At 62.9% G+C, this 21,051-nt stretch carries 20 protein-coding genes; 13 read left to right on the top strand and 7 right to left on the bottom strand.

What is annotated here, in order from left to right; translation table 11 throughout:
* Positions 1-42 precede the first annotated feature (42 nt).
* From fdrA to NCR93_RS14150, 6 genes are all read left to right on the top strand, one after another.
* A complete protein-coding gene (gene fdrA / locus NCR93_RS14125; protein WP_175982949.1) occupies positions 43-1,593 on the top strand; it encodes an acyl-CoA synthetase FdrA in 1,551 nt (516 codons plus the stop codon).
* A 14-nt stretch (positions 1,594-1,607) separates the two neighbouring features.
* A complete protein-coding gene (locus NCR93_RS14130; RefSeq protein ID WP_175982950.1) occupies positions 1,608-3,035 on the top strand; it encodes a YlbE family protein in 1,428 nt (475 codons plus the stop codon).
* Positions 3,032-3,994, top strand: coding sequence for a carbamate kinase (arcC, locus tag NCR93_RS14135; protein ID WP_033536053.1), 963 nt, complete (start codon positions 3,032-3,034; stop codon positions 3,992-3,994). Before NCR93_RS14130 ends, arcC begins: the two co-directional genes overlap by 4 nt.
* A 40-nt stretch (positions 3,995-4,034) precedes the next feature.
* The gene (locus NCR93_RS14140) at positions 4,035-4,427 is read left to right on the top strand and encodes an allophanate hydrolase-related protein (RefSeq protein WP_175982951.1); all 393 of its coding nucleotides are present in this window, start codon (positions 4,035-4,037) and stop codon (positions 4,425-4,427) included.
* 29 nt (positions 4,428-4,456) lie between these two features.
* On the top strand, positions 4,457-5,719 hold the full coding sequence (locus NCR93_RS14145) for a cytosine permease (protein ID WP_008354081.1): 1,263 nt from the start codon (positions 4,457-4,459) through the stop codon (positions 5,717-5,719).
* Positions 5,720-5,803: 84 nt separating this feature from the next.
* Positions 5,804-6,730 carry a LysR substrate-binding domain-containing protein gene (locus NCR93_RS14150; RefSeq protein ID WP_008354080.1) on the top strand — a complete coding sequence of 309 codons (927 nt, stop codon included), beginning with the start codon at positions 5,804-5,806 and terminating at the stop codon, positions 6,728-6,730.
* Here the strand turns inward: NCR93_RS14150 and NCR93_RS14155 are convergent.
* Together NCR93_RS14155 and NCR93_RS14160 are read right to left on the bottom strand one after the other, a co-directional pair.
* Complete coding sequence (locus NCR93_RS14155; protein ID WP_008354078.1) at positions 6,681-8,102, bottom strand: heavy metal sensor histidine kinase; 1,422 nt, start codon at positions 8,100-8,102, stop codon at positions 6,681-6,683. The two genes, NCR93_RS14150 and NCR93_RS14155, sit on opposite strands and share 50 nt — an antisense overlap.
* Positions 8,099-8,770: a heavy metal response regulator transcription factor gene (locus tag NCR93_RS14160; protein WP_175982952.1), complete on the bottom strand. Its 672-nt coding sequence runs from the start codon at positions 8,768-8,770 to the stop codon at positions 8,099-8,101. Before NCR93_RS14160 ends, NCR93_RS14155 begins: the two co-directional genes overlap by 4 nt.
* 115 nt (positions 8,771-8,885) lie before the next feature.
* Here NCR93_RS14160 and NCR93_RS14165 point away from each other — a divergent pair, with 115 nt between their 5' ends.
* Genes NCR93_RS14165 through NCR93_RS14175 form a run of 3 tightly spaced genes read left to right on the top strand, consistent with a single transcriptional unit; the run spans position 8,886 to position 10,930 of the window.
* On the top strand, positions 8,886-9,509 hold the full coding sequence (locus NCR93_RS14165; RefSeq protein ID WP_175982953.1) for a cytochrome b/b6 domain-containing protein: 624 nt from the start codon (positions 8,886-8,888) through the stop codon (positions 9,507-9,509).
* Positions 9,510-9,512: 3 nt separating this feature from the next.
* Entirely contained in the window at positions 9,513-10,286 is a 774-nt protein-coding gene (locus tag NCR93_RS14170; RefSeq protein WP_008354075.1) for a molybdopterin-dependent oxidoreductase, read from the top strand.
* 32 nt (positions 10,287-10,318) lie between these two features.
* Positions 10,319-10,930: a hypothetical protein gene (locus NCR93_RS14175; RefSeq protein WP_175982954.1), complete on the top strand. Its 612-nt coding sequence runs from the start codon at positions 10,319-10,321 to the stop codon at positions 10,928-10,930.
* Between the two features lie 58 nt (positions 10,931-10,988).
* Here the strand turns inward: NCR93_RS14175 and NCR93_RS14180 are convergent, their stop codons facing one another.
* Positions 10,989-11,405: a MarR family winged helix-turn-helix transcriptional regulator gene (locus NCR93_RS14180; protein ID WP_008354073.1), complete on the bottom strand. Its 417-nt coding sequence runs from the start codon at positions 11,403-11,405 to the stop codon at positions 10,989-10,991.
* A 153-nt stretch (positions 11,406-11,558) separates the two neighbouring features.
* Here NCR93_RS14180 and NCR93_RS14185 point away from each other — a divergent pair, with 153 nt between their 5' ends.
* On the top strand, positions 11,559-13,010 hold the full coding sequence (locus NCR93_RS14185) for an NAD-dependent succinate-semialdehyde dehydrogenase (RefSeq protein ID WP_008354071.1): 1,452 nt from the start codon (positions 11,559-11,561) through the stop codon (positions 13,008-13,010).
* A gap of 127 nt (positions 13,011-13,137) precedes the next feature.
* Complete coding sequence (locus tag NCR93_RS32040; protein WP_175982955.1) at positions 13,138-13,968, top strand: NAD(P)-dependent oxidoreductase; 831 nt, start codon at positions 13,138-13,140, stop codon at positions 13,966-13,968.
* Here the strand turns inward: NCR93_RS32040 and NCR93_RS14195 are convergent.
* On the bottom strand, positions 13,965-15,389 hold the full coding sequence (locus tag NCR93_RS14195) for an aminotransferase-like domain-containing protein (protein WP_175982956.1): 1,425 nt from the start codon (positions 15,387-15,389) through the stop codon (positions 13,965-13,967). The genes NCR93_RS32040 and NCR93_RS14195 overlap by 4 nt on opposite strands.
* A 301-nt stretch (positions 15,390-15,690) precedes the next feature.
* Between NCR93_RS14195 and NCR93_RS14200 the strand changes: the two genes are divergently transcribed.
* Entirely contained in the window at positions 15,691-16,014 is a 324-nt protein-coding gene (locus NCR93_RS14200) for a DUF2917 domain-containing protein (protein ID WP_008354068.1), read from the top strand.
* A gap of 96 nt (positions 16,015-16,110) precedes the next feature.
* Here NCR93_RS14200 and acnA read toward each other — a convergent pair whose 3' ends face one another.
* From acnA to NCR93_RS14215, 3 genes are read right to left on the bottom strand one after another with little or no spacing between them, the layout of a single operon-like run.
* Entirely contained in the window at positions 16,111-18,816 is a 2,706-nt protein-coding gene (gene acnA, locus NCR93_RS14205; RefSeq protein WP_008354067.1) for an aconitate hydratase AcnA, read from the bottom strand.
* A 39-nt stretch (positions 18,817-18,855) separates the two neighbouring features.
* Positions 18,856-20,307, bottom strand: a complete 1,452-nt coding sequence (locus NCR93_RS14210) for a bifunctional 2-methylcitrate dehydratase/aconitate hydratase (protein WP_175982957.1) — start codon at positions 20,305-20,307, stop codon at positions 18,856-18,858.
* 32 nt (positions 20,308-20,339) lie between these two features.
* Positions 20,340-20,852 carry a hypothetical protein gene (locus NCR93_RS14215; protein WP_008354065.1) on the bottom strand — a complete coding sequence of 171 codons (513 nt, stop codon included), beginning with the start codon at positions 20,850-20,852 and terminating at the stop codon, positions 20,340-20,342.
* On the opposite strand from NCR93_RS14215, the gene NCR93_RS14220 reads away from it, so the two are divergent.
* Positions 20,845-21,051: hypothetical protein (locus NCR93_RS14220; protein ID WP_241814295.1), on the top strand; the 207-nt coding region annotated here is incomplete at its 3' end. The genes NCR93_RS14215 and NCR93_RS14220 overlap by 8 nt on opposite strands.

Below are 21,051 nucleotides of genomic sequence, written 5' to 3' on the forward strand. Positions count from 1 at the left end.
TTCAAGAAACCGCGAATCGCATTTAAAGAACGGAGAGGTGCAATGGCCATCAAAATCGAAATATTCAAAAATCTGTATCAGGATTCGGTTTCCCTGATGCAGATTTCGGCGCATATCGGCAAGCTGCCGGGCGTCGAGCAGGCGTCCGTCGTCATGGGTACGCCGGCCAATCTCGTGCAGCTCGCCGACGCCGGACTCGGCGACGACGTGAAAGCAAGCCCGAACGATCTCGTCATCGCGGTGCGCGGCGACGAAGCCGCTTGCGAAGAAGCGCTCGGTCTCGCTCGCGAACGCCTGAGCGCGCGCGTGTCGACATCCGACACGCAGACGAGCGAAGCGCTCAAGGCCACCAGTCTCGCGATGGTCTGCGACGACGAACCCGCGTCGAACCTCGCGCTCATCTCGGTGCCGGGCGATTACGCGGCCGCCGAAGCCATCAAGGCGCTGCAGTTCGGCATGAACGTCATGCTCTTCAGCGACAACGTCAGCATGGCGCACGAAAAGGCCATCAAGACGTTCGCGCGCGAAAAGCGCCTCATCGTCATGGGCCCCGACTGCGGCACGGCCATCGTCAACGGCATGCCGCTCGGCTTCGCCAACGTGGTGCGGCGCGGCGGCATCGGCGTCGTGGGCGCATCGGGCACGGGGCTGCAGGAAGTCACCTGCCGTATCGACCAGCTCGGCGCGGGCATTTCGCAGGCGCTCGGCACGGGCGGACACGATCTGCATGAGGACATCGGCGGCATTTCGATGCAATTCGGCCTCGACGCGCTCGCCGAAGATCCCGACACGCGCGTGATCGTGCTGATCTCCAAGCCGCCCGCACGCGCGGTTGCGGAGCGCATTCTGGAGAGCGCGCGCAAGGCGGGCAAGCCCGTCGTCGTGAATTTTCTCGGCGCTTCCGAAGACGAGATGCGCGCGCCGGGCCTCACGCCCGCGCACACGCTCGCCGATGCCGCGCAGTTCGCCGTCGCGTTGCTGAACGGCGCGCCGCTGCCCGCGAGCGTCGCGCGCGTGGAAGCCAACGACGAAGCGACGCTCGTCAAGCGGAGCGAAACGCTCGGCGCGGGCCGCAAGTTCATTCGCGGCGTGTTCGCGGGCGGCACGTTCTGCTACGAGAGCCAACTGCTCTGCAAGGCGGAAGGTTTCATGGCGAGCTCGAACACGCCGGTGAAAGGCAACGCGAAGCTCGCGGATATCTGGAAAAGCGAGGGCCACACGATCGTCGACATGGGCGACGACGATTTCACGCGCGGCCGTCCGCATCCGATGATCGACCCGACCCTGCGCGACGAACGCGTGCGCGCCGAGATGCTCGATCCCGCAACTGCCGTCGTGCTGTTCGATCTCGTGCTCGGTTACGGCGCGGCGGACGAACCGGCGCAAGGGCTCATCGCATTGCTGGCGCAATTGCCGCGCGAAAACGCGCCGCTGTTGATCGCGCATGTGTGCGGCACGGAATCCGATCCGCAAGTCAGAAGCCGTCAGATCGACGCATTGCGCGAGGCAGGCGTTCTCGTCGCCGGATGCAACGCCGAGGCCGCGCTGTGGGCGAGCCGCGTCGCGCGTCTGCAGGCGCGACGCCACGCGTAAAAAGGAGCAAAAGAATGAACCGATTGTTTGGTCAGCCACTGAAAGTGGTGAACTGCGGGCTCACGAGCTTCGCCGACAACCTGCGTCTCGCGGGCGGCGAAGTCAGTCACGTCAACTGGCAGCCGCCCGCTCTCGGCGATGTCGCCGCGGGCCTCGATGTCGCGTGGCTGATGCGCCATCCGCTCGTCGAGCAGGCGAACGACATTGCATTCGCGCGTTATCTCGAAGCGCAGCCGGTGTTGAAAGACATCGCTACGGCATCCGAAGCAATCAGCGCTATGGGCGCGCGCAAGCTGATTCTCCACTCCGGTCCGCCGATCGCGTGGGAGAACATGTGCGGGCCGGTGAAGGGCGCGATCATCGGCGCGGTGATGCTCGAAGGCTGGGCCGCCGATCACGCCGCCGCCGAACGCCTGATTCTCGACGGCAAGGTCGATCTCGAGCCGTGTCACCACCATCAGGCCGTCGGTCCGATGGCGGGCATCATCAGTCCGTCGATGCCGCTTTTCGTCGTCGAGAACAAGGCGAACGGGCATCGCACGTACAGCAATCTGAACGAAGGTCTCGGCAAGGTGCTGCGCTTCGGCGCGAACAGCACGGAAGTGCTCGACCGTCTGCGCTGGATGAAAGCGACGCTCGCGCCCGCGCTGAAGGCCGCGCTCGCGGTGTCCGGCGAGATCGAGCTGAAGCCGCTGATGGCGCAGGCGCTGCATATGGGCGATGAAGTCCACAACCGCAACAGCGCGGCGACGGGCCTCTTCATCAAGCGCATCGTGCCCGCGCTGCTCGGCACGCAACTGCCGCTCGCGCAGATTCGCGAAGCGAGCGCGGCGATCATCGCCAACGATCACTTCTTCCTCAACATCTCGATGGCCGCGTGCAAGGCCATGATGGACGCGTGCGCCAACGTGCCTTTCAGCTCGATGGTCTCGGTGATGGCGCGCAACGGCGTGAACTTCGGCATCCGTCTGTCGGGCACCGGCGACCGCTGGTTCCAGGCGAAGGCGAATCCGGTCGAGGGCCTGTTCTTTCCGGGCTATGGCGTCGACGACGCAGCCGCCGATCTCGGCGACAGCGCGATCACCGAAACGGCCGGCGTGGGCGGTTTCGCGATGGCGTCGTCGCCCGCGATCGTGAAGTTCGTCGGCGGCACGCCCGCCGATGCGACCGCGAACAGCCGCCGCATGCAGGCCATCACGCTCGGCGGCAATCCGGCGTTCACGCTGCCCGCGCTCAACTTCGCGCCGACCGCCGCGGGCATCGATGCGCGCAAGGTGGCCGACCGCGGCATCCTGCCCGTCATCAATACGGGCATCGCTCACAAGCAAGCAGGCGTCGGGCAGATCGGCGCGGGCATCACGACCGCGCCGATGGAGTGCTTCGTCGAAGCCATTCGCGCGCTCGCCGAGACAGTCAAACAACACAGCGGACAAGCATCATGACAGTTCGAAAACCTCTGGCAGTCGTCGCCGTGGGCGGCAACGCGCTGATTCGCGACGATCGTCATCTGAGCATTCCCGATCAATACGAAGCGGTGACGGAGAGCGCGACACATATCGCCGACATGATCGCGGCGGGATGGAACGTCGTGCTCACGCATGGCAACGGGCCGCAAGTCGGCTTCATCTTGCGGCGTTCCGAACTCGCGTCTCAGGAAGTCGCGCCCGTGCCGCTCGACTACGCGGTGGGCGATACGCAAGGCGCGATCGGCTACATGTTCCAGAAGGCGCTGACCAACGAGCTGCACCGTCGCGGCATCGAACGGCGCGTTGTTGCGCTCGTGACGCAGACGCGCGTCAGCGCCGACGATCCCGCGTTCGAGAAGCCGGCCAAGCCGGTCGGCGCGTTCTTCGACGAAGCGACCGCGAAGAAGCGCCAGGAAGAGCTCGGCTGGACCTTGATGGAAGACGCGGGACGCGGCTGGCGGCGCACGGTGCCGTCGCCGGAGCCGCTTGAAATCATCGAGCGCGATGTTATCGCGAGCCTGCTCGCGCAAGGCTGCGTGGTGATCGCGTGCGGCGGCGGCGGCATTCCGGTGGTGCGCAAGAACGGCAAGCTGTCCGGCGTCGAGGCGGTCATCGACAAGGACCTCGCATCGGCGCTGCTCGCGCAGCAACTGAAAGCGGATCTGCTGCTGATTCCGACCGGCGTCGAACAGGTCGCGGTGAACTTCGGCACGCCCGAGCAGCGCTGGCTCGACACGATGAGCGTGAGCGAAGCGCGCGAGCTGATCGCGCAGGGTCAGTTCGGCGCGGGCAGCATGCTGCCGAAAGTGGAGGCGATTCTGCGCTTCGTGTCGCACATCGAACCGGACGGCCACGCGGGCGAAGGGCTCATCACGAGTCCGGCGGCGATCAGGCCCGCGCTCGAACGGCGCACGGGTACGTGGATCACGCCGTAACGCGCATACGCCCCCGACATCAACAAGGAGAAGGACACACATGAACGACAAGACACTGCTCGCGGTGAACGGCACGCTGATGCGCGGCCTCGGGCTGAACCACAACATGCTGGCGGCGAAGGGCGAATTCGTGCGCGAGGATCGCACGGACGCGTGCTATCGCATCTGGACCATCAACGATCGTCATCCCGGCATGTTGCGCGTGAAGAGCGGCGGCGTGGCCGTATCGCTGGAAGTCTGGGAATTGCCGATGGCCAATCTCGGCGCGCTCTTGCTCAGCGAACCGGCGGGTCTTTCGATCGGCAAGGTCGTGCTCGCGGACGGCAGCGAAGTGCTCGGCGTCCTCGCCGAACCGTGGCTCGTCGAAGGACAGAAGGAGATCACGGCATCCGGCGGATGGCGCGAATACACCGGCCACCACTACACGCCCTGAATGGAATCGGCATCAGCAAAGGAACTGTCATGAGTCAATCGAAAGAGAGCCGGGTCAGCGCTTCGCCCGGCACTGCGCCGGGCTATCGCATCGCGATGATCCTGCTCGGCATCGCCGTCACGCCGGTGTTGCTGTCGTCGTCGAGTCTCGGCAATCAGATGTCGAACGGCGATCTGATCAAGGTCGTCGGGATCGGCAGCCTGATCCTCGCGATTCTCGCGTCGATCACGATCTCGGTCGGCGAGAAAGCACGGCTGCCGACCTACGGCATCGTGAAGTATCCGTTCGGCGAGAAAGGCGCGATCGCCATCAACGTGCTGCTCGCGGTCAGCCTGTTCGGATGGATCGCGGTGACGGCCAACATGTTCGGCCACTCGGTCGCCGACCTGCTCGCGCAACATGGCGTGAACGTGCCCGCGCCGCTGCTCGTCGCGATCGGCTGCGTGATCTTCGTCGCGTCCACCGCGTTCGGCTTCGAAGTGCTCGGCAAGGTGGCGCAGTTCGCCGTGCCGGTCATCGCGTTGATGATGTGCTATATCGTGCGCGTCGCGCTCAATGGCCAGGCGCCTGCCGTCGATGCGATCGCCGGCATGCCGATGGGCGTCGCGGTATCGACGGTCGTCGGCACGATCATCGTGCTGGTCGCGACCTTGCCCGACTTCGGCAGCTTCACGCATAACCGCAAACACGCGGTCGGCGGCGCGCTGCTCACGTTCCTGATCGCCTATCCGCTGCTGTACTGGGCGGGCGCGACGCCGAGCGTGCTCACGGGCAAGAGCTCGCTGCTCACCGCGATGGCCGTGTTCGGCGCGACCTTGCCGGCCGCCTTGCTGCTGATCTTCGCGACGGTCACGGGCAACGCGGGCAACATGTTCCAGGGCACGCTCGTCACATCGACGCTCATCACGCGCTTTCCGAAGTGGCAGATCACGGTTGCGCTCGGCGTGCTGGCGGCGATCGTCGGCAGCATGAACATCATGTCGTGGTTCATTCCGTTCCTGCTGTTCCTCGGCATCGCGACGCCGCCCGTCGCGGGCATCTATATCGCGGACTTCGTGATGTATCGGCGCAACGGGTATGATGCTGCCGCGCCAGCGCGCGAACCGCAGATCAAGATCATGACCTTCGTCGCGTGGATTCTCGGATCGCTCACGGGTTTCGCGACGGTGAACGGCATGTTCACGGTCACGTCGATTCCCTCACTCGATTCGATTCTCGTTGCGTGCATCGGCTACATGATCCTGAGCCGGTTCGCGCAGGCGAGCGGCACTGTCAAGCCCAGCGGGCACTGACGCAACGATGTGAGCGAAGCGCACGGTGTTCATCGCGCGCTTCGCTCATGTGGCAGGACAAATACTCATGTGGAAGCAGGCTCGATGTTCACTTCGGACGAAAGCATTCGGATAGTCCGGTTGGTTGCGCAGTATCAAAGCATCACGGCGGCCGCGGAACGGCTGAACAAGGTTCCGTCGGCGATCAGTTACACCGTCAGGAAGCTCGAGGAATCGTTCGGCGCGAAGCTGTTCGAGCGCCGCGGTTGCTATATCCGGCTCACCGAGGCGGGCGAATACTTCATCGCGCACAGCAAGGCGATTCTCGACGATCTGCAGGCGCTCAAATGCAATCTCGCCATCGTTCAGGGGGGCATCGAGCCCGAGCTCACCGTGGCCGTCAACAACATCGTGCCGCGCGACGCGATCATCCAGTTCTTGTGCGATCTGGAAGATGCGTATCCGACGACGCGCGTCACGATCCAGCAGGAGGTGTACAACGGCTGCTGGGACGCGCTCTATGCAAGCAAGGCGGATATCGTCGTCGGCGCGCCGCATTTCGTGCCGAAGACCGACGGCATCACGAGCGTCGCGCTCGGCCATCTCGCGTGGGACTTTCTCGTGGGCGCCGATCATCCGCTCGCGGATGCGCCGCATATCCTGCAAAGCGCGGAGTTGCGGAAGTATCCGGCGGTCTGCATCAAGGACACGTCGATCGATTTCGATCCGATGCATGCGTGGCTTCTGGAAGGGCAGAAGCCGATCTTCGTTCCCGACTTTTCGATGGCCGTGAGAATCATCGCGCGCAATGTCGCGATCGGCTATGTGCCCACGCATATCCGCGCGGCATTCGGCGACGCCGGGCTCGTCAGTAAGTCGATTCAGGAGCAGAAGCACGCGACGCGGCTCTTCCTCGCGCATCGTTCGGATGGCGTCGGCAAGGTGCGGGCATGGTGCGTCGACTATCTGATGCGACCGGAATTCAGGGCGTGGTTGTGCGGCGATGCTCCGCAGCAGGGAAGCGCAAGGTGAATTCGATCCACCCGTCCGGCGTGGATTCGGCGGATGCGACGCCGCCATGCAGCCGCATGATCGCCTGAACGATCGACAAGCCGAGTCCGCTCGATTCCGTGAACTCGCTGCGCGCCGCGTCGCCGCGATAAAAGCGGTCGAACAGCTTCGCGAGCTCTTCCTTCTCGATGTGCGCGCCGCGATTGCCCACGACGATGCTCGCGCCTTGTTCATCCGCGTAACCGCGCAGCCGGACCACGGTGCCCGCCGTCGCATAACGCACCGCATTCACGACGACATTGCCGATCGCCCTGCGGCACATGATTGCATTCGCAAGCATTTCGCCTTCGGCCTGGATATCGAACGTGATGCGGCGTTCATCGGCGATGCCTTCGAAGTAAGCGCCGATCGTCTCGAGCGCTTCGCGGATATCGAGCCGCTCCCGTTCGATCTGTTGCTGCTCATGATCCGCCTGCGCGAGAAAGAGAATGTTCTGCGCGATGCGCGCGAGGCGCTCCAGTTCTTCCAGATTCGATTCGAGCACGCTGCGATACTCCGCGACGCTGCGCTCGTGCGCGAGCGTGACCTGCGTTTGACCGACCAACACGCCGATCGGCGTGCGCAGTTCATGCGCGAGATCGGCGGAGAACTGCACCAGACGCTCGTAGCCGTGTTCGAGCCGGTCGAGCATCGCATTGAACGACGCCGCGAGGCTTTGCAATTCGGCGGGCGCATGGGCGACGTCGAGCCGCGCGGACAATCGGTTCGGCGTGATTTCGGCGGCTTTATCGGCCATCAGTTTGAGCGGCATGAGTCCGCGGCTCGTGACCCAGTAAGCGAGCAGCAACGTCACGAGCACCGCGCCGATCACGTTGATCCATACGCGCTTCAGATACGCCGACAACACGATCGCTTCCTGCGTCATCACATGCGCGGCGATGATCTCGACGACCTCGCCGTTCTCGCCGATGCGCGCCTGCGCGCCGACCCAGCGCATCCGCACGCCGTCCGCGCGCGAGCCTTCGTACAGGTCATCGAGTCCGATGGCGCGCGTCACAGGAACGACATCGAGCGGCGGCAACGGCATCTTCTCCGGATTGACGTAGATGAAAGGCCCCGAGCCCGCGCGTCGGAAGAGGATGACGTCCTGACGATCGCCTAGCATCGTTTCGAAGAGCCGAGGTCGCGCTTCGATTTCCTTGATCGTGTAGAGATCGTGCAGAAGCGAGCGGAAATGCTCGACGCGCGCGATCAGCTGGTAATCCGCGCGCGTGGACAGCGCGCGATTCGTCGCGTGATAGAGCGATGCGCCGATCATGCCGACGACGATGCACACGATCACCGCAAACGACAACGCGATACGTACCGCAAGCGAGCGCGATGGCCGGTTCAAGGATTCTCCCCGAACGAATAGCCGATGCTGCGCACCGTATGAATGAGCTTCAGATCGAATGGATTGTCGATCTTCGCGCGCAGCCGCTTCACCGCGACGTCGACGACATTGGTGTCGCTGTCGAAGTTCATGTCCCACACTTCCGATGCGATCAGGGTGCGCGACAGCGCCTCGCCCTGATGCTTGCAAAAGAGATGCAGCAGCGCGAATTCCTTGTTCGTGAGCACGATGTCGATGCCCTTGCGCGTCACCTTGCGACGCAGCACATCCACATGAAGATCCGCGATCTGGAACGTATCGGATTCGCGCATCACGCCGCGTCTGAGCAGCGTGCGAATGCGCAAGACGAGTTCGGTGAAAGAGAAGGGCTTGACGAGATAATCGTCCGCGCCGAGTTCGAGTCCGTGAATGCGGTCCGTCACGTGATCGCGTGCGGTGAGAAAAATGACAGGCAAGTCACGTTTCGCGCGCAAGGCCGACATCACCTGCCAGCCGTCGATGCCCGGCAGCATCACGTCGAGCACGATCAGTTCGTAGGAATTCGCGAGCGCCTGGTGCAGACCGTCCGTGCCGTTGCGAACGAGCTCCACCTGATAGCCGGACTCGATGAGCCCTTTCTTCAGGTAGTCGCCTGTCTTGCGGTCGTCTTCGATAACGAGGATGGTCATGCTCGCACTGCATTCGATGGATTGCCGACATTCTAGCCAGAGCGCGCGCGACGCTCGCAAAGATGACAAAAAAGTCATCGAGAGGTCATCGATCGATCAGCGGCGCGTCGCTACCATGCCCTCGAAATCTCAACGACTCGCGAGGCTCGACGACGTGCAAATCCAACCGTTATGGCTGCGCATCACGCACTGGCTCAACGCGTTCGCCGTGTTGATCATGGTGACGAGCGGCTGGCAGATCTACAACGCATCGCCGATTTTCAAATCGCTGACCTTCTCGTCCGCGATCACGCTCGGCGGCTGGCTCGGCGGCGCGCTGCAATGGCATTTCGCGGCGATGTGGCTGCTGGTCGCGAATTTCATCGTGTACGTCGCGATGAATCTCTTCACCGGACGCCTGCGCCGCCGCATGTTTCCGCTCTCCGTCAAGAGCATTTTCACCGACGCCTTCGCCGCGCTACGCGGCAAGCTCGGTCACGACGATCTCACGCATTACAACGCGGTGCAGAAGTTCGCGTATCTCGCGGTGATCGTGGACATCGCGATCGTGATCCTGTCGGGACTCGCGGTGTGGAAGTCGGTGCAGTTTCCCTTGCTTCGCACGTTGATGGGCGGTTACGACAACGCTCGCATCGTGCACTTCTTCGGCATGAGTTTTCTCGTGGCGTTCTTCGTCGTGCACGTCGCGATGGTCGCGCTCGTGCCGCGCTCGCTCGTGCTGATGATCCGAGGTCGCTAACACATGTCGCTCAAGCTATTCAAATCGAGACCCGACGCTGAACTCATCATCAAGGATGCCGCGAAGGAACTGAAGGCGCCGGCGCGCCGTTTGTTCGGCAAGCGCATTCTTTCGCTGGGCGGCCTCGCGATGCTGTCGGGCTGCAACATCACCGACGACAAATCGGTCAACGCGATGCTGCGCCGCATTTCATCCTTCAACGACGACATGCAGGCGTTGCTATTCGACCCGAACCAGCTCGCGCCGACTTATCCCGACTCGATGATCACGCGGCCGTTTCCGTTCAACGCGTTCTATGACATCGATGAAGTGCCCGAAGTCGATCCATCGACATACAAGCTGGAGATAGGCGGCCTCGTCAAGGGCAAGCGTGCGTGGACGCTCGACGAACTGCACGCGATGCCGCAGGAAAGCCAGGTGACACGGCATATCTGTATCGAAGGCTGGAGTGCGATCGGCAAGTGGGGCGGCGTGCGATTCGCGCAAATCCTCGCGCGGGCAGGCGCCGATACGAGCGCGAAATACGTGGCCTTTCATTGCGCCGACAACTACTCGACGAGCATCGACATGCCGACCGCGCTGCACGCGCAGACGCTGCTCACGCTCACCTACGACGGCCAGATTTTGCCGGCGAAGTACGGCTTCCCGATGAAGCTGCGCATGCCGACCAAGCTCGGTTACAAGAATCCGAAGCACATCGTCGCGATCACTGTGACGAACGATTATCCCGGCGGCTATTGGGAGAACCAGGGCTACAACTGGTTCGGCGGTTCCTGAAGCCTTTGCTTTCATCACCAGAAGGAGATTGCATGTCGATTCGACTCAAACTTGGCGTCAGCATCGTGACGCTCGCACTCGCATCCGCGGCTCTTGCTCAGACGCCCGCCGCGAAACCCGCGCGCATTCGCGGCGATATCGTGTCGCTGTCGGGCGATACGTTGACCGTTCATCGACGCAGCGGCGACACCGTGAAAATCGCCGTCAAGGCAGATACGCCCGTCACCGCGCTGAAGAACATCAAGCTGCAGGACATCAAGCCGGGCTCGTTCGTCGGCACGGCGGCGACCACCGGCACCGACGGCAAGCTCACTGCAACCGAAGTGCTCGTGTTCCCGGAAGCCGCGCGCGGCACCGGCGAAGGCCACTATGACTGGGACCTCGGCCCGAAGAGTTCGATGACCAATGCGAACGTCGATCAGGTCGTGCAAGGCACGAGCGGCCGCGATCTGAAGCTCTCGTACAAGGGCGGCGCGAACTCGGTGACCGTACCGGAGAACGTGCCCGTTGTGACGTTCGCCCCCGCGACGCACGATGACCTGAAGCCCGGAAAGAAAGTGTTCGTCGTCGCGACTCCGGCTGGTTCGGACTTCGCGGCGCAACGCATCGTCGTGGAGAAGGACGGCGTCGCGCCGCCGATGTAAGCGTCACCTTCGACAAAGTCCCTGCACGCGCCCGCCGATCATCGATCGCGGGCGTTTGTCATTCCAGCGTCGTGCGTATATGCCTCACGCTCGACACCGTGTCGTCGAAACGCGCGTTGCCGAGCTTGCGCTTCATGCGCCGCGTGACCTCCGAGCTGACCGCGCCGATGCGCTTCATCATCGCGACCGCGGAATCGGTCGGATGAATGGCGGATTCGCGGCCATCGCGTTCAGTGGACCAGCGCTCGACGAGCCCCAGTTTCGCCAGTCCGTCGAGCGTGCGCGTGGCAGTGGGGCGCGTGATCGCGAGTGCATCGGCAAGCGTGCCTTGAAGCTGCCCGGGATGCTCGACAACCGCGCGCAACATGAACGCCTGCGACGGCGTGAGTCCGAACGGCTTGAACGCTTTGGCCCATTCGCGTTCGAGTGCGCGCGCGAGTGCGGTGGTGTTGAAATAAAGGCATTGGTCGAACATACGGGTCACCGTCGTGTCATGTAATTCGATCTGCAACTATCGATTGAACGTAGCGCGCGTCAGCAGATTTTACGTGGCCGCGATACCATGGCCGTCTGCGTCATATGGTCCGGCGCAAGCAACATTGGCCACGCCACTCTCAAGGAGACATGCATGAGCAACACTCGTTCCGACCTTCCGGCTTATCCAAATACCCGGCTTTATATCGACGGCGCGTGGCGCGACGGTTCGCGCGACACGGCCGTCATCAATCCGGCGAACGAAGCGGAGATCGGCCGTCTCGCGCTCGCGGGCGAAGCCGAGCTTTCGCTCGCCGCCGACGCCGCCGCGCGCGGTTTCAAGGAATGGCGCAAGGTTTCGCCCTACGAGCGTAGCAAGCTGATGCGTCGCGCGGCGCAGAACATTCGCGAGCGTGCGGAACAGATCGCCGCCATCATGACGATGGAGCAGGGCAAGCCGTTCGGCGAGGCGCGCATCGAAACGCTGTCGGCAGCGGACATCATCGAATGGTTCGCGGAAGAAGGGCGCCGCACGTATGGCCGCGTGATTCCGTCGCGAACGGATGCCGTGCGCCAGATCGTGACGCGTGAGCCGGTCGGTCCGGTCGCCGCGTTCACGCCGTGGAATTTCCCTATCAATCAGGCGGTGCGCAAGGTATCGGCCGCGCTCGCGTCGGGTTGCTCGGTCGTGCTCAAAGGCCCCGAGGAAACGCCCGCAAGCTGCGCGGCGCTCGTGCAGGCATATGCCGATGCGGGCCTGCCCGCCGGCGTGCTGAATCTCGTCTTCGGCGTGCCCGCCGATGTCTCGAAGTATCTGATCGCGCATCCCGCGATCCGCAAGATTTCGTTCACCGGTTCGACGCCGGTCGGCAAGCTGCTTGCGTCGCTCGCGGGCGAGCACATGAAGCGCGTGACGATGGAACTAGGTGGCCACGCGCCGGCCATCGTGTTCAAGGACGCCGACATCCCCCGCGCCGCGAAGATGCTCGCATCGGCGAAATTCCGCAACGCGGGTCAGGTCTGCATCTCGCCGACGCGCTTTCTCGTCGAAGAATCCGCGTATGACGAGTTCGTGCAGCACTTCGTCGCCACCGCGAGCGCGGTGAAAGTGGGCAACGGTCTCGACGATGGCGTTCAGATGGGTCCGCTCGCGAACGGCCGCCGCCTCGAAGCGATGGAACGCCTCGTCGCCGATGCGCGCGAGCACGGCGCGAAGGTGTTGACGGGCGGCGAGCGCATCGGCCGCGAAGGCTACTTCTTCGCGCCGACCGTGCTGACCGATGTGCCGCTCTCCGCGCGCATCATGACCGAAGAGCCGTTTGGCCCGATCGCGCCGATCGCATCGTTCAAGTCGTATGACGAAGTGATCGCCGAGGCCAATCGCTTGCCTTATGGGCTTGCCGCTTACGCTTACACGAGCTCTGCGGCGACGTCAGCGGCGGTGTCGGACGATATCGAAAGCGGCATGCTCTCGATCAATCACCACGGCCTCGCATTGCCGGAGACGCCGTTCGGCGGGGTCAAGGATTCGGGCTACGGCTCGGAAGGCGGCAGCGAAGCGATGGAAGCGTATCTCGTCACGAAGTTCGTGACGGAGCATCGTTGATTCGCGAGTCGGTAGGTTAGTTGGACTGCGGCCCTTCGACGGGCCGCTTTCCTTGATGATCCGATAGTTCGGATGACGAATGAGCGCGGTATGAATCGTCATCGAACAAAGCTACAGGAGCCAGCAAGTGACGCAATCGAAACAACCGACGATCGCAATTCTCGGCGCAGGCAGCATGGGATCGGCCATTGGCCGTACCTTGACGCAAGGCGGTGCGCGCGTGCTGACATCGCTCGAAGGACGCAGCGCGGCGAGCGCAGCGCGTGCGCGCGAAGCCAGCATGGAAGATGCAAGCCTCGACGATCTCGTGGCGTGCGACTTCATTCTGTCGATCGTGCCGCCCTCGGTCGCTGTCGATACCGCGCAGCGCCTCGCTCCTCTGTTCGAACGCGCGAGCGCGCAGCCCGTCTACATCGACTGCAATGCGATCAATCCCGCTACCGTCGGCCAGATCGAGCGCGCGCTCGAACCGACGCGCACGCCGTTCGTCGATGCATCGATCATCGGTCAGCCATCGGCGCCGAAGTTCTACATGTCGGGACCGCATGCAAAGCGCACTCAGCTACTCGCCGATCACGGTCTCGTCGTGCGCGTGCTCGACGGCCCGAACGGCGCCGCATCCGCGCTCAAGATGTCGTATGCGGGCATCACGAAAGGGCTGACGGCGCTCGGCTCGGCGATGGCGCTCGCCGCGATGCGCAACGGCGCGGGCGATGCGCTTCTCAGCGAACTCGCGGCGAGCCAGCCCGCGCTTGCCGCGTGGCTCGCGGGCAATGTGCCGCGCATGCCGCCGAAGGCCTATCGCTGGGTCGCGGAGATGGAAGAGATCGCGGAGTTCGTCGGCGACGAGTTCGCGGAGCATCGCATCTACGAAGGCGCGGCCGGACTTTACGCGCGGCTTGCGAAAGACAAGGACGCGACGGACGCGCTCGAACGTTTCTTCAGCGAACGTCGTTAAGCGCGCGCGGCCGCGGTTTCCGTCATGTACTCGAAGAAGCGCGCCGCGCGCCGGTCGCCCGCATAGGCCGAATTGATGCGCACCCACGCACACGCCTCGCCGTTCGGGCGGTAATAGCTGCCCGGCGCGAGCGTGACGCCGAACTTGACGGCTTCGTCGACGAGCACGGATGAATCGTCGATGCCGGGCACTTTCGCCCATACGAAGTTGCCGCCGCTCGGCTCGTCGAACACGTCCCATCCATAGCCTTCGAGCGTTTGCACCGCGCTCGACAGCGAATCGCGCACGCGCTTGCGCAAGCGCTCCAGATACTTGCGATACGTGCCGCGCTCCAGCAGGCCCGCCGCGACGCTTTCGGCGAAGCGCGTGCCGCCGAGGCTCGTCAGCACCTTTACGTCGACGAGATTCTTCACGAGCTCGCGATTCGCCGCGAGATAGCCGATGCGCAGCGACGACGACAAGGTCTTCGACAAGCCGCCCACATAGATCACGCGATCGAGCTGATCGAGCGATGCCAGCCGTTGCGTCGGCACGGCCTGGAAGTCGGCGTAGATATCGTCCTCGACGATGGAAAAGCCGTGCTGGGTCGCGAGTTGCAGCAGCTTGAACGCGACTTGCGGCGCGACGTTCGTCGCAGTCGGGTTTTGGAACACGGTGTTGATGAAGAAGAGCTTCGGCTGATGCTGCTTCAGCAGTTCTTCCGCGACGTCGATATCGGGTCCGTTCGCGAGCCGCGGCACGCCGACGAGCCGCACGCCCTGCAGCTTCAGGAGCCCGAAGAGATTGTAGTAACCGGGATCCTCGACGAAGACCGTATCGCCCGGCTTCAGCATGTAGCGCACGACGAGATCGAGCGCCTGGCTCGCGCCGTTCGTGATCATCACGTTGGGAAGATCGGCGTCGATGCCGAGCGCGTTGATCCGCATCGTGACTTGCTGACGCAAATCGGTGTCGCCGTGGGGAATCGCGTAATCGATCACGCTCGATACGTCGGTGCGCGACGCCTGACGGATCGCCTGCGTCAGGCCGTCCACATCGCGCCATGCCTCGGGAATGAAGCCGCTCGACAACTTCAGCGTCTCGCCGGGATAGTTGAACTGCTGGAGGATCTGGTTCGATTCCTCTTCCGCCAGCCGCGGATCGCAATTGCCCGCGTTGCTGTCGCGTTCATCGACGTGATTCGCCACATAGAACCCGGAGCCGTGCTTCGGCTGAATGAGCCCGCGCGACGCGAGACGGTCGTAAGCCTCGATCACCGGAAAGCGGCTGATGCGCTGCTCGGCGGCAAGCTGACGAATCGACGGCAGCTTCGCGCCCGCGAGCACGCGGCGCGAGCGGATCATCGCTTCGATCTGACTGACGATCTGTTCGGTCAGCGGCACGCCGGTGCCGCTGTCGATGTGAAGCGGAAGTGCATTCATGATGTCTGAAACTGTTCAGTGATTTGCTGTGAACAGTTCGAGTTCGCTGTTCGCCAGTGTCGTCTTGCCATTCGAACGCATCCGAAAACCCGCGTCAAGACTTGCCGAATGGCTAGCTAGAGTGTTTTTAAAGTGTCAGATCGATGCGAACTGTTCGGTCAATTCGACTGAACAGTTTCGTTCAAACTGTTCACAAGTGTTCATTCAAGCTGTACGCAATCGGTCGAATAATAGGATCAACGGCTGCTCTTGCATCTCTGTCGGGCGGCCTTCCAGTTACGCGATCTGAAGGAGCGGCATCATGCGTGAAATCCGGACTTTCGAACTCGACGGGCGCGATGCGCCTACGCGCTGGGTGATCGATCGGCCCCAAACGCTGCGCGTGACGCGCGGGCAAATCTGGCTGACCATCGAAGGCGGCGCCGACGATTACTGGCTGGACGCGGGCGCGTCCGTCGAACTGAAGCCTTACACGACGATCTGGGTCAGCGGGACGACGGACGCCAGCTGGTTCTCGATGTCGTCCGATTCGACGCGGGCGGGCGCGCGTCGCCTGAGGGAGATGGTGCGCGCGTTGTTCGCCCGCCGGACGACGTGGCCGCGCATCGCGATCTCCAAAGCGTAGGGAGCCAAAGAAGGGCGAAAAAAAACCCGGCCGTGGCCGGGTTCAATGTTCCCGCGCTCTTTCGAGCGCGGTCACCTGCAAAACTGCTTGAGCCTTTTACGCCGCGAGCAGCGAGCGCAGCACGAACGGCAGAATTCCGCCGTGCTTGTAGTAGTCGACTTCGATCGGCGTATCGATACGCAGCAGCACCTGCACGCGATCGTCCTTGCCGTCCTTGCGATGGATCACGAGCGTGACTTCCTGTTGCGGCTTGAAGTCGTCGCCGAGACCTTCGATGTCGTACGTCTCTTCGCCGGTGATGTTCAGCGACTGCACGCTGTCCGAGCCCTTGAACTGCAGCGGCAGCACGCCCATGCCGACGAGGTTCGAGCGATGGATACGCTCGAAGCTGCGCGCGACCACGGCCTTTACGCCGAGCAGTTGCGTGCCTTTCGCCGCCCAGTCGCGCGACGAACCCGTGCCGTACTCTTCGCCCGCGAACACGATGGTCGGCGTATTGGCGGCGATGTACTTCATCGCTGCGTCGTAGATGGACAGTTGCTCGCCGCTCGGCTGATGAATCGTCAGGCCGCCCTCGACGCGCGTGCCGTCGGCCTTCGCCGGGATCATCAAATTCTTGATGCGGACGTTCGCGAAGGTGCCGCGCATCATCACGTCGTGATTGCCGCGACGCGAGCCGTAGCTGTTGAAGTCGGCCTTCTGCACGCCGTTCGCCTTCAGCCACACGCCGGCCGGCGAGGTTTCCTTGATCGAGCCGGCCGGGCTGATGTGGTCGGTCGTCACGGAATCGCCGAAGATGCCGAGCGCGCGCGCGCCCTTGACCGCGGGAATCGAATCGGCCGGCTTCATCGAGAATTCGCTGCCGAAGAACGGCGGCTCGGCGATGTACGTCGACTTCGGCCAGTCATAGACCTGGCCGCTTTCGCCCGCGATCTTGCTCCACAGGTCGCCTTCCTTCGTGAGCTGAGAGTAGTTCTCGCGGAACGCCTTCGCGTCGAGCGCGAACTTGAGCAGCGCATGAACTTCGTCGCTCGTCGGCCAGATGTCGCCGAGATAGATGTCGCGGCCGTCCGTGCCCTTGCCGACCGGCTCGGTCATCAGATCGCGCGTGATGTTGCCAGCGATCGCGTAGGCGACGACCAGCGGCGGCGAGGCCAGGAAGTTCGCGCGGATGTTCGGGTGAATGCGCGCCTCGAAGTTGCGGTTGCCCGACAGCACGGCTGCCGCGACGACGTCGTTCTTCGTGATGGCATCGTTCAGTTCGGGCGTCAGATCGCCCGCATTGCCGATACACGTCGTGCAACCGTACGCGGCGAGCGTGAAGCCGAGCTTGTCGAGATAGGGCAGGAGGCCCGTCTTCGTCAGATATTCGGTGACGATGCGCGATCCCGGCGCGAGCGACGTCTTGATGTGCGGCGCGACCGTCAGACCCGCTTCGACGGCCTTCTTCGCCAGCAAGCCGGCGGCGAGCAGCACGCTCGGGTTCGACGTGTTCGTGCACGACGTGATCGCGGCGATCAGCACGTCGCCGTTCTTGAGATTCACGCCGTCGGCCGTCGTGTAGTTCGCTTCGAGCTCGGCGGCCTTCTTGTTGAAGCCGTTTTCGCCCACCGGCTTCGAGAACAGGTCGATGAACGTGCTCTTCACATTGCCGATTTCGATGCGGTCTTGCGGACGCTTCGGACCAGCCAGCGACGGCGCGACCGTGCCCAGATCGAGCGTGAGCGTCTTGGTGTAGTCGATTTCGCCGGCCTTCGGCACGCCCCACAGCTTCTGCGCCTTGAAATACTGCTCGAACGCGGCGATTTCGGCGTCGGTGCGGCCCGTGCCCTTGAAGTAGTCGATGGTCTTTTCATCGACGGGGAAGAAGCCCATGGTCGCGCCGTACTCGGGCGCCATGTTGCCGATGGTCGCGCGATCCGGCACGCCGATCGACGCCGTGCCTTCGCCGAAGAACTCGACGAACTTGCCGACGACCTTCTCCTTGCGCAGCATTTCGGTGATGGTCAGCACGAGGTCGGTCGCCGTGCAGCCTTCGCGCAGCTTGCCCTTCAGCTCCACGCCGACGACGTCCGGCGTCAGGAAATACACCGGCTGGCCGAGCATGCCCGCTTCCGCTTCGATGCCGCCCACGCCCCAGCCGACCACGCCGATGCCGTTGATCATCGTCGTGTGCGAGTCGGTGCCGACGAGCGTGTCCGGATAGTAGACGCCGTCCTTCTGATGCACGCCGCGCGCGAGGTATTCGAGGTTCACCTGGTGCACGATACCGATGCCGGGCGGCACGACCTTGAACGTGTCGAACGCCTGCATGCCCCACTTCATGAACTGGTAGCGCTCGTTGTTGCGCTGAAATTCCAGCTTCATGTTCAGATCGAGCGCGTTCGGCTCGCGGAAGTGATCGATCTGCACCGAGTGATCGACGACGAGATCCACCGGTACGAGCGGCTCGATCGCTTTCGGATCCTTGCCCGCGCGCTTCGCGACGCCGCGCATCGCGGCGATGTCGGCGAGCAGCGGCACGCCGGTGAAGTCCTGCAGCACGACACGCGCGACGACGAACGGAATTTCATCGACGCGAGCGGCATTCGGCTTCCAGTTCGCAAGCTGTTCGATGTGTTCTTCGGAAATCTTCTTGCCGTCGTAGTTGCGCAGCACCGATTCGAGCACCAGACGAATCGAAACCGGCAGACGCTGAATCTTGACCTTCAGCGCGTCGCCGAGTTGCGGCAGCGAGTAGAACTTGCCTTTGCCGGAACCGCTGTCGAATTCCTTGAGCGTGTTGTGGAGATTGTGGGCCATGGTTATTTTCCTTGGACTAAGACGAGGAAATTGCGCTGCTTAAATCACGTACAGATCGACATATTCATTGACCGGCATCGCTTCGAGCGTTGCCTGATCGAGCGATACCGCGAGGATCGCTTGCTGCTGCTTCTGCGGGAAACGGCGCGCCAGATTCGTCCTGAACTTCTCGACGAGCAGCGGTATGCCGTCCGCGCGACGACGCTTGTGACCGATCGGATAGTCCACTTCGACTTCGGCGAGCTTCGATCCGTCGTTGAATTCGACGGTCAATGCATTCGGGATCGAGCGCTTGTCCGGATCGAAATAGTCCTTCGTGAACTGCGGGTCTTCCACGCATTCCATCTTCGCGCGCAGCACGTCGATGCGCGGGTCCTGCGCGACGGAATCTTCGTAATCGGCCGCGGTGAGGCGGCCGTGAATCAGCGGCACCGCGACCATGTACTGAATGCAGTGATCGCGGTCCGCGGGGTTGTCGAGCGGCCCCTTCTTGTCGATGATGCGCAGCGCGGCTTCGTGCGTGCGAATCGTGATCTTGCGGATGTCATCGACGGATTTGCCGGCTTGCTCGAGCTCGCCGTGCAGCGTCATTGCCGCTTCGACGGCCGTTTGCGCATGGAATTCCGCGGGAAACGAAATTTTGAACAGCACGTTCTCCATCACATACGAGCCGTACGGACGCTGGAACGCGAACGCGTTGCCCTTGAAGAGCACGTCGTAAAAGCCCCATGTTTCAGCGGTCAAAACCGACGGATAACCCATCTCGCCGGTCTTCGCGATCAGCGCGAGGCGCACGGCGCGCGAGGTTGCATCGCCCGCTGCCCACGACTTGCGCGAGCCCGTGTTCGGCGCGTGGCGATACGTGCGCAACGCGTGACCATCGACGAAGGCGAGCGACACCGCGTTGACGAGTTCGTCGCGCGTGAGGCCGATCATCTGCCCGACGACCGCGGTGGAGGCCACTTTGACGAGCAAAACGTGATCGAGACCGACCTTGTTGAACGAATTCTCGAGCGCGATGCAGCCTTGAATTTCGTGCGCCTTGACCATCGCGATCAAAACGTCTTTCATGACGAGCGGCTTCTTGCCTGACGCGATCGCGTTGCGCGAAAGCCAGTCCGCCGTGGCGAGGATGCCGCCGAGGTTATCCGACGGATGACCCCATTCGGCGGCGAGCCACGTATCGTTGAAATCGAGCCAGCGGATCATTGCGCCGATGTTGAAGGCGGCCTGAACCGGGTCGAGTTGAAACCGGGTGCCTGGCACCTTCGCACCGTTGGGGACGATCGTGCCCGGCACGATCGGTCCCAGCAGCTTGGTGCAGGCGGGGTACGAAAGGGCTTCGAGTCCGCAGCCGAGCGTGTCGATCAGGCAGTTGCGCGCCGTTTCGAGCGCAAGCGTGCTGTCGACACTGTAGTCGAGCACGTAGTCGACTATTTCGACGAGTACCTTGTCCGGCTCGGGCCGGACATTGGAAATCGGTGCGGACATCGAGGGATTCCTGATTTAAGTGCCGAGCTAACTTACTCCGCGTTCTTGATCAGCGCGTTCGATTGGGTCGGCGCTGCGCCGCCCGCTGCCATTTCGGGCGTCATGCACTCGTCGGCGAGGCGCGACGAGTCCTTGTCCGAGAACAGCATTGCTTTGGTCGGGATCACGACGAGATCCATGCCCGATGCCGAATCGTGGAAACGATCCGCACCGGTCGTCGTGTCCTGACGCGGCAGCTTGTAATCCTTCTTGGCCCAGTTCACGGTGACGATTGCGTCACGCTTCATGTCGCCTTTCAGGTAGAAAGCGTTGCCGTCCTTGCACGACCACTTCACTGCACCTTCGGGAATCGGATCAACCTTGGCCGCCGCGGCCGCTTCGGCCTTGGGACTGCGCTTGATCAGGCGGCGCGCCGGAGCGGGACGCTTGGCCGTGGTTTTGGCCTTGCTGGCATCGGTCGCGGTCGCAGCGAAGGCGTCGGCGCTGACGAAGACGCTCGTCGTAGCCAGCGTGCCGGCGATTGCAGCGATCAGAAGTTTGTTCATCGAAAAAACCTTTCAAAAACATTGGGGTTGGATGGCGTTTGCCGCGCGGGGTGGATTTCCTCATCGTGAAATCCGATCGCGCAGTCCGCTATTTTCGCTTATTTATCGGGACGAACTTCAAATTCTCCGGACCGGTGTAATTCGCGCTCGGCCGGATGATCTTGTTGTCGATGCGTTGCTCGATGATGTGCGCGCTCCA

It is taken from the genome of Caballeronia sp. ATUFL_F1_KS39 (assembly GCF_023630985.1).
Classification (GTDB): Bacteria; Pseudomonadota; Gammaproteobacteria; order Burkholderiales; family Burkholderiaceae; genus Caballeronia; species Caballeronia zhejiangensis.

What these genes read in the sequence shown, in the direction of transcription:
- fdrA (WP_175982949.1), top strand. Translation starts at nt 43, where the DNA reads ATGGCCATCAAAATCGAAATATTCAAAAATCTGTATCAGGATTCGGTT.
- NCR93_RS14210 (WP_175982957.1), bottom strand. Translation starts at nt 20,307, where the DNA reads ATGTCCGCACCGATTTCCAATGTCCGGCCCGAGCCGGACAAGGTACTC.
- acnA (WP_008354067.1), bottom strand. Translation starts at nt 18,816, where the DNA reads ATGGCCCACAATCTCCACAACACGCTCAAGGAATTCGACAGCGGTTCC.
- NCR93_RS14150 (WP_008354080.1), top strand. Translation starts at nt 5,804, where the DNA reads ATGTTCACTTCGGACGAAAGCATTCGGATAGTCCGGTTGGTTGCGCAG.
- NCR93_RS14130 (WP_175982950.1), top strand. Translation starts at nt 1,608, where the DNA reads ATGAACCGATTGTTTGGTCAGCCACTGAAAGTGGTGAACTGCGGGCTC.
- arcC (WP_033536053.1), top strand. Translation starts at nt 3,032, where the DNA reads ATGACAGTTCGAAAACCTCTGGCAGTCGTCGCCGTGGGCGGCAACGCG.
- NCR93_RS14200 (WP_008354068.1), top strand. Translation starts at nt 15,691, where the DNA reads ATGCGTGAAATCCGGACTTTCGAACTCGACGGGCGCGATGCGCCTACG.
- NCR93_RS14170 (WP_008354075.1), top strand. Translation starts at nt 9,513, where the DNA reads ATGTCGCTCAAGCTATTCAAATCGAGACCCGACGCTGAACTCATCATC.
- NCR93_RS14145 (WP_008354081.1), top strand. Translation starts at nt 4,457, where the DNA reads ATGAGTCAATCGAAAGAGAGCCGGGTCAGCGCTTCGCCCGGCACTGCG.
- NCR93_RS14140 (WP_175982951.1), top strand. Translation starts at nt 4,035, where the DNA reads ATGAACGACAAGACACTGCTCGCGGTGAACGGCACGCTGATGCGCGGC.
- NCR93_RS14195 (WP_175982956.1), bottom strand. Translation starts at nt 15,389, where the DNA reads ATGAATGCACTTCCGCTTCACATCGACAGCGGCACCGGCGTGCCGCTG.
- NCR93_RS14165 (WP_175982953.1), top strand. Translation starts at nt 8,886, where the DNA reads ATGCCCTCGAAATCTCAACGACTCGCGAGGCTCGACGACGTGCAAATC.
- NCR93_RS14160 (WP_175982952.1), bottom strand. Translation starts at nt 8,770, where the DNA reads ATGACCATCCTCGTTATCGAAGACGACCGCAAGACAGGCGACTACCTG.
- NCR93_RS14175 (WP_175982954.1), top strand. Translation starts at nt 10,319, where the DNA reads ATGTCGATTCGACTCAAACTTGGCGTCAGCATCGTGACGCTCGCACTC.
- NCR93_RS14215 (WP_008354065.1), bottom strand. Translation starts at nt 20,852, where the DNA reads ATGAACAAACTTCTGATCGCTGCAATCGCCGGCACGCTGGCTACGACG.
- NCR93_RS14185 (WP_008354071.1), top strand. Translation starts at nt 11,559, where the DNA reads ATGAGCAACACTCGTTCCGACCTTCCGGCTTATCCAAATACCCGGCTT.
- NCR93_RS14180 (WP_008354073.1), bottom strand. Translation starts at nt 11,405, where the DNA reads ATGTTCGACCAATGCCTTTATTTCAACACCACCGCACTCGCGCGCGCA.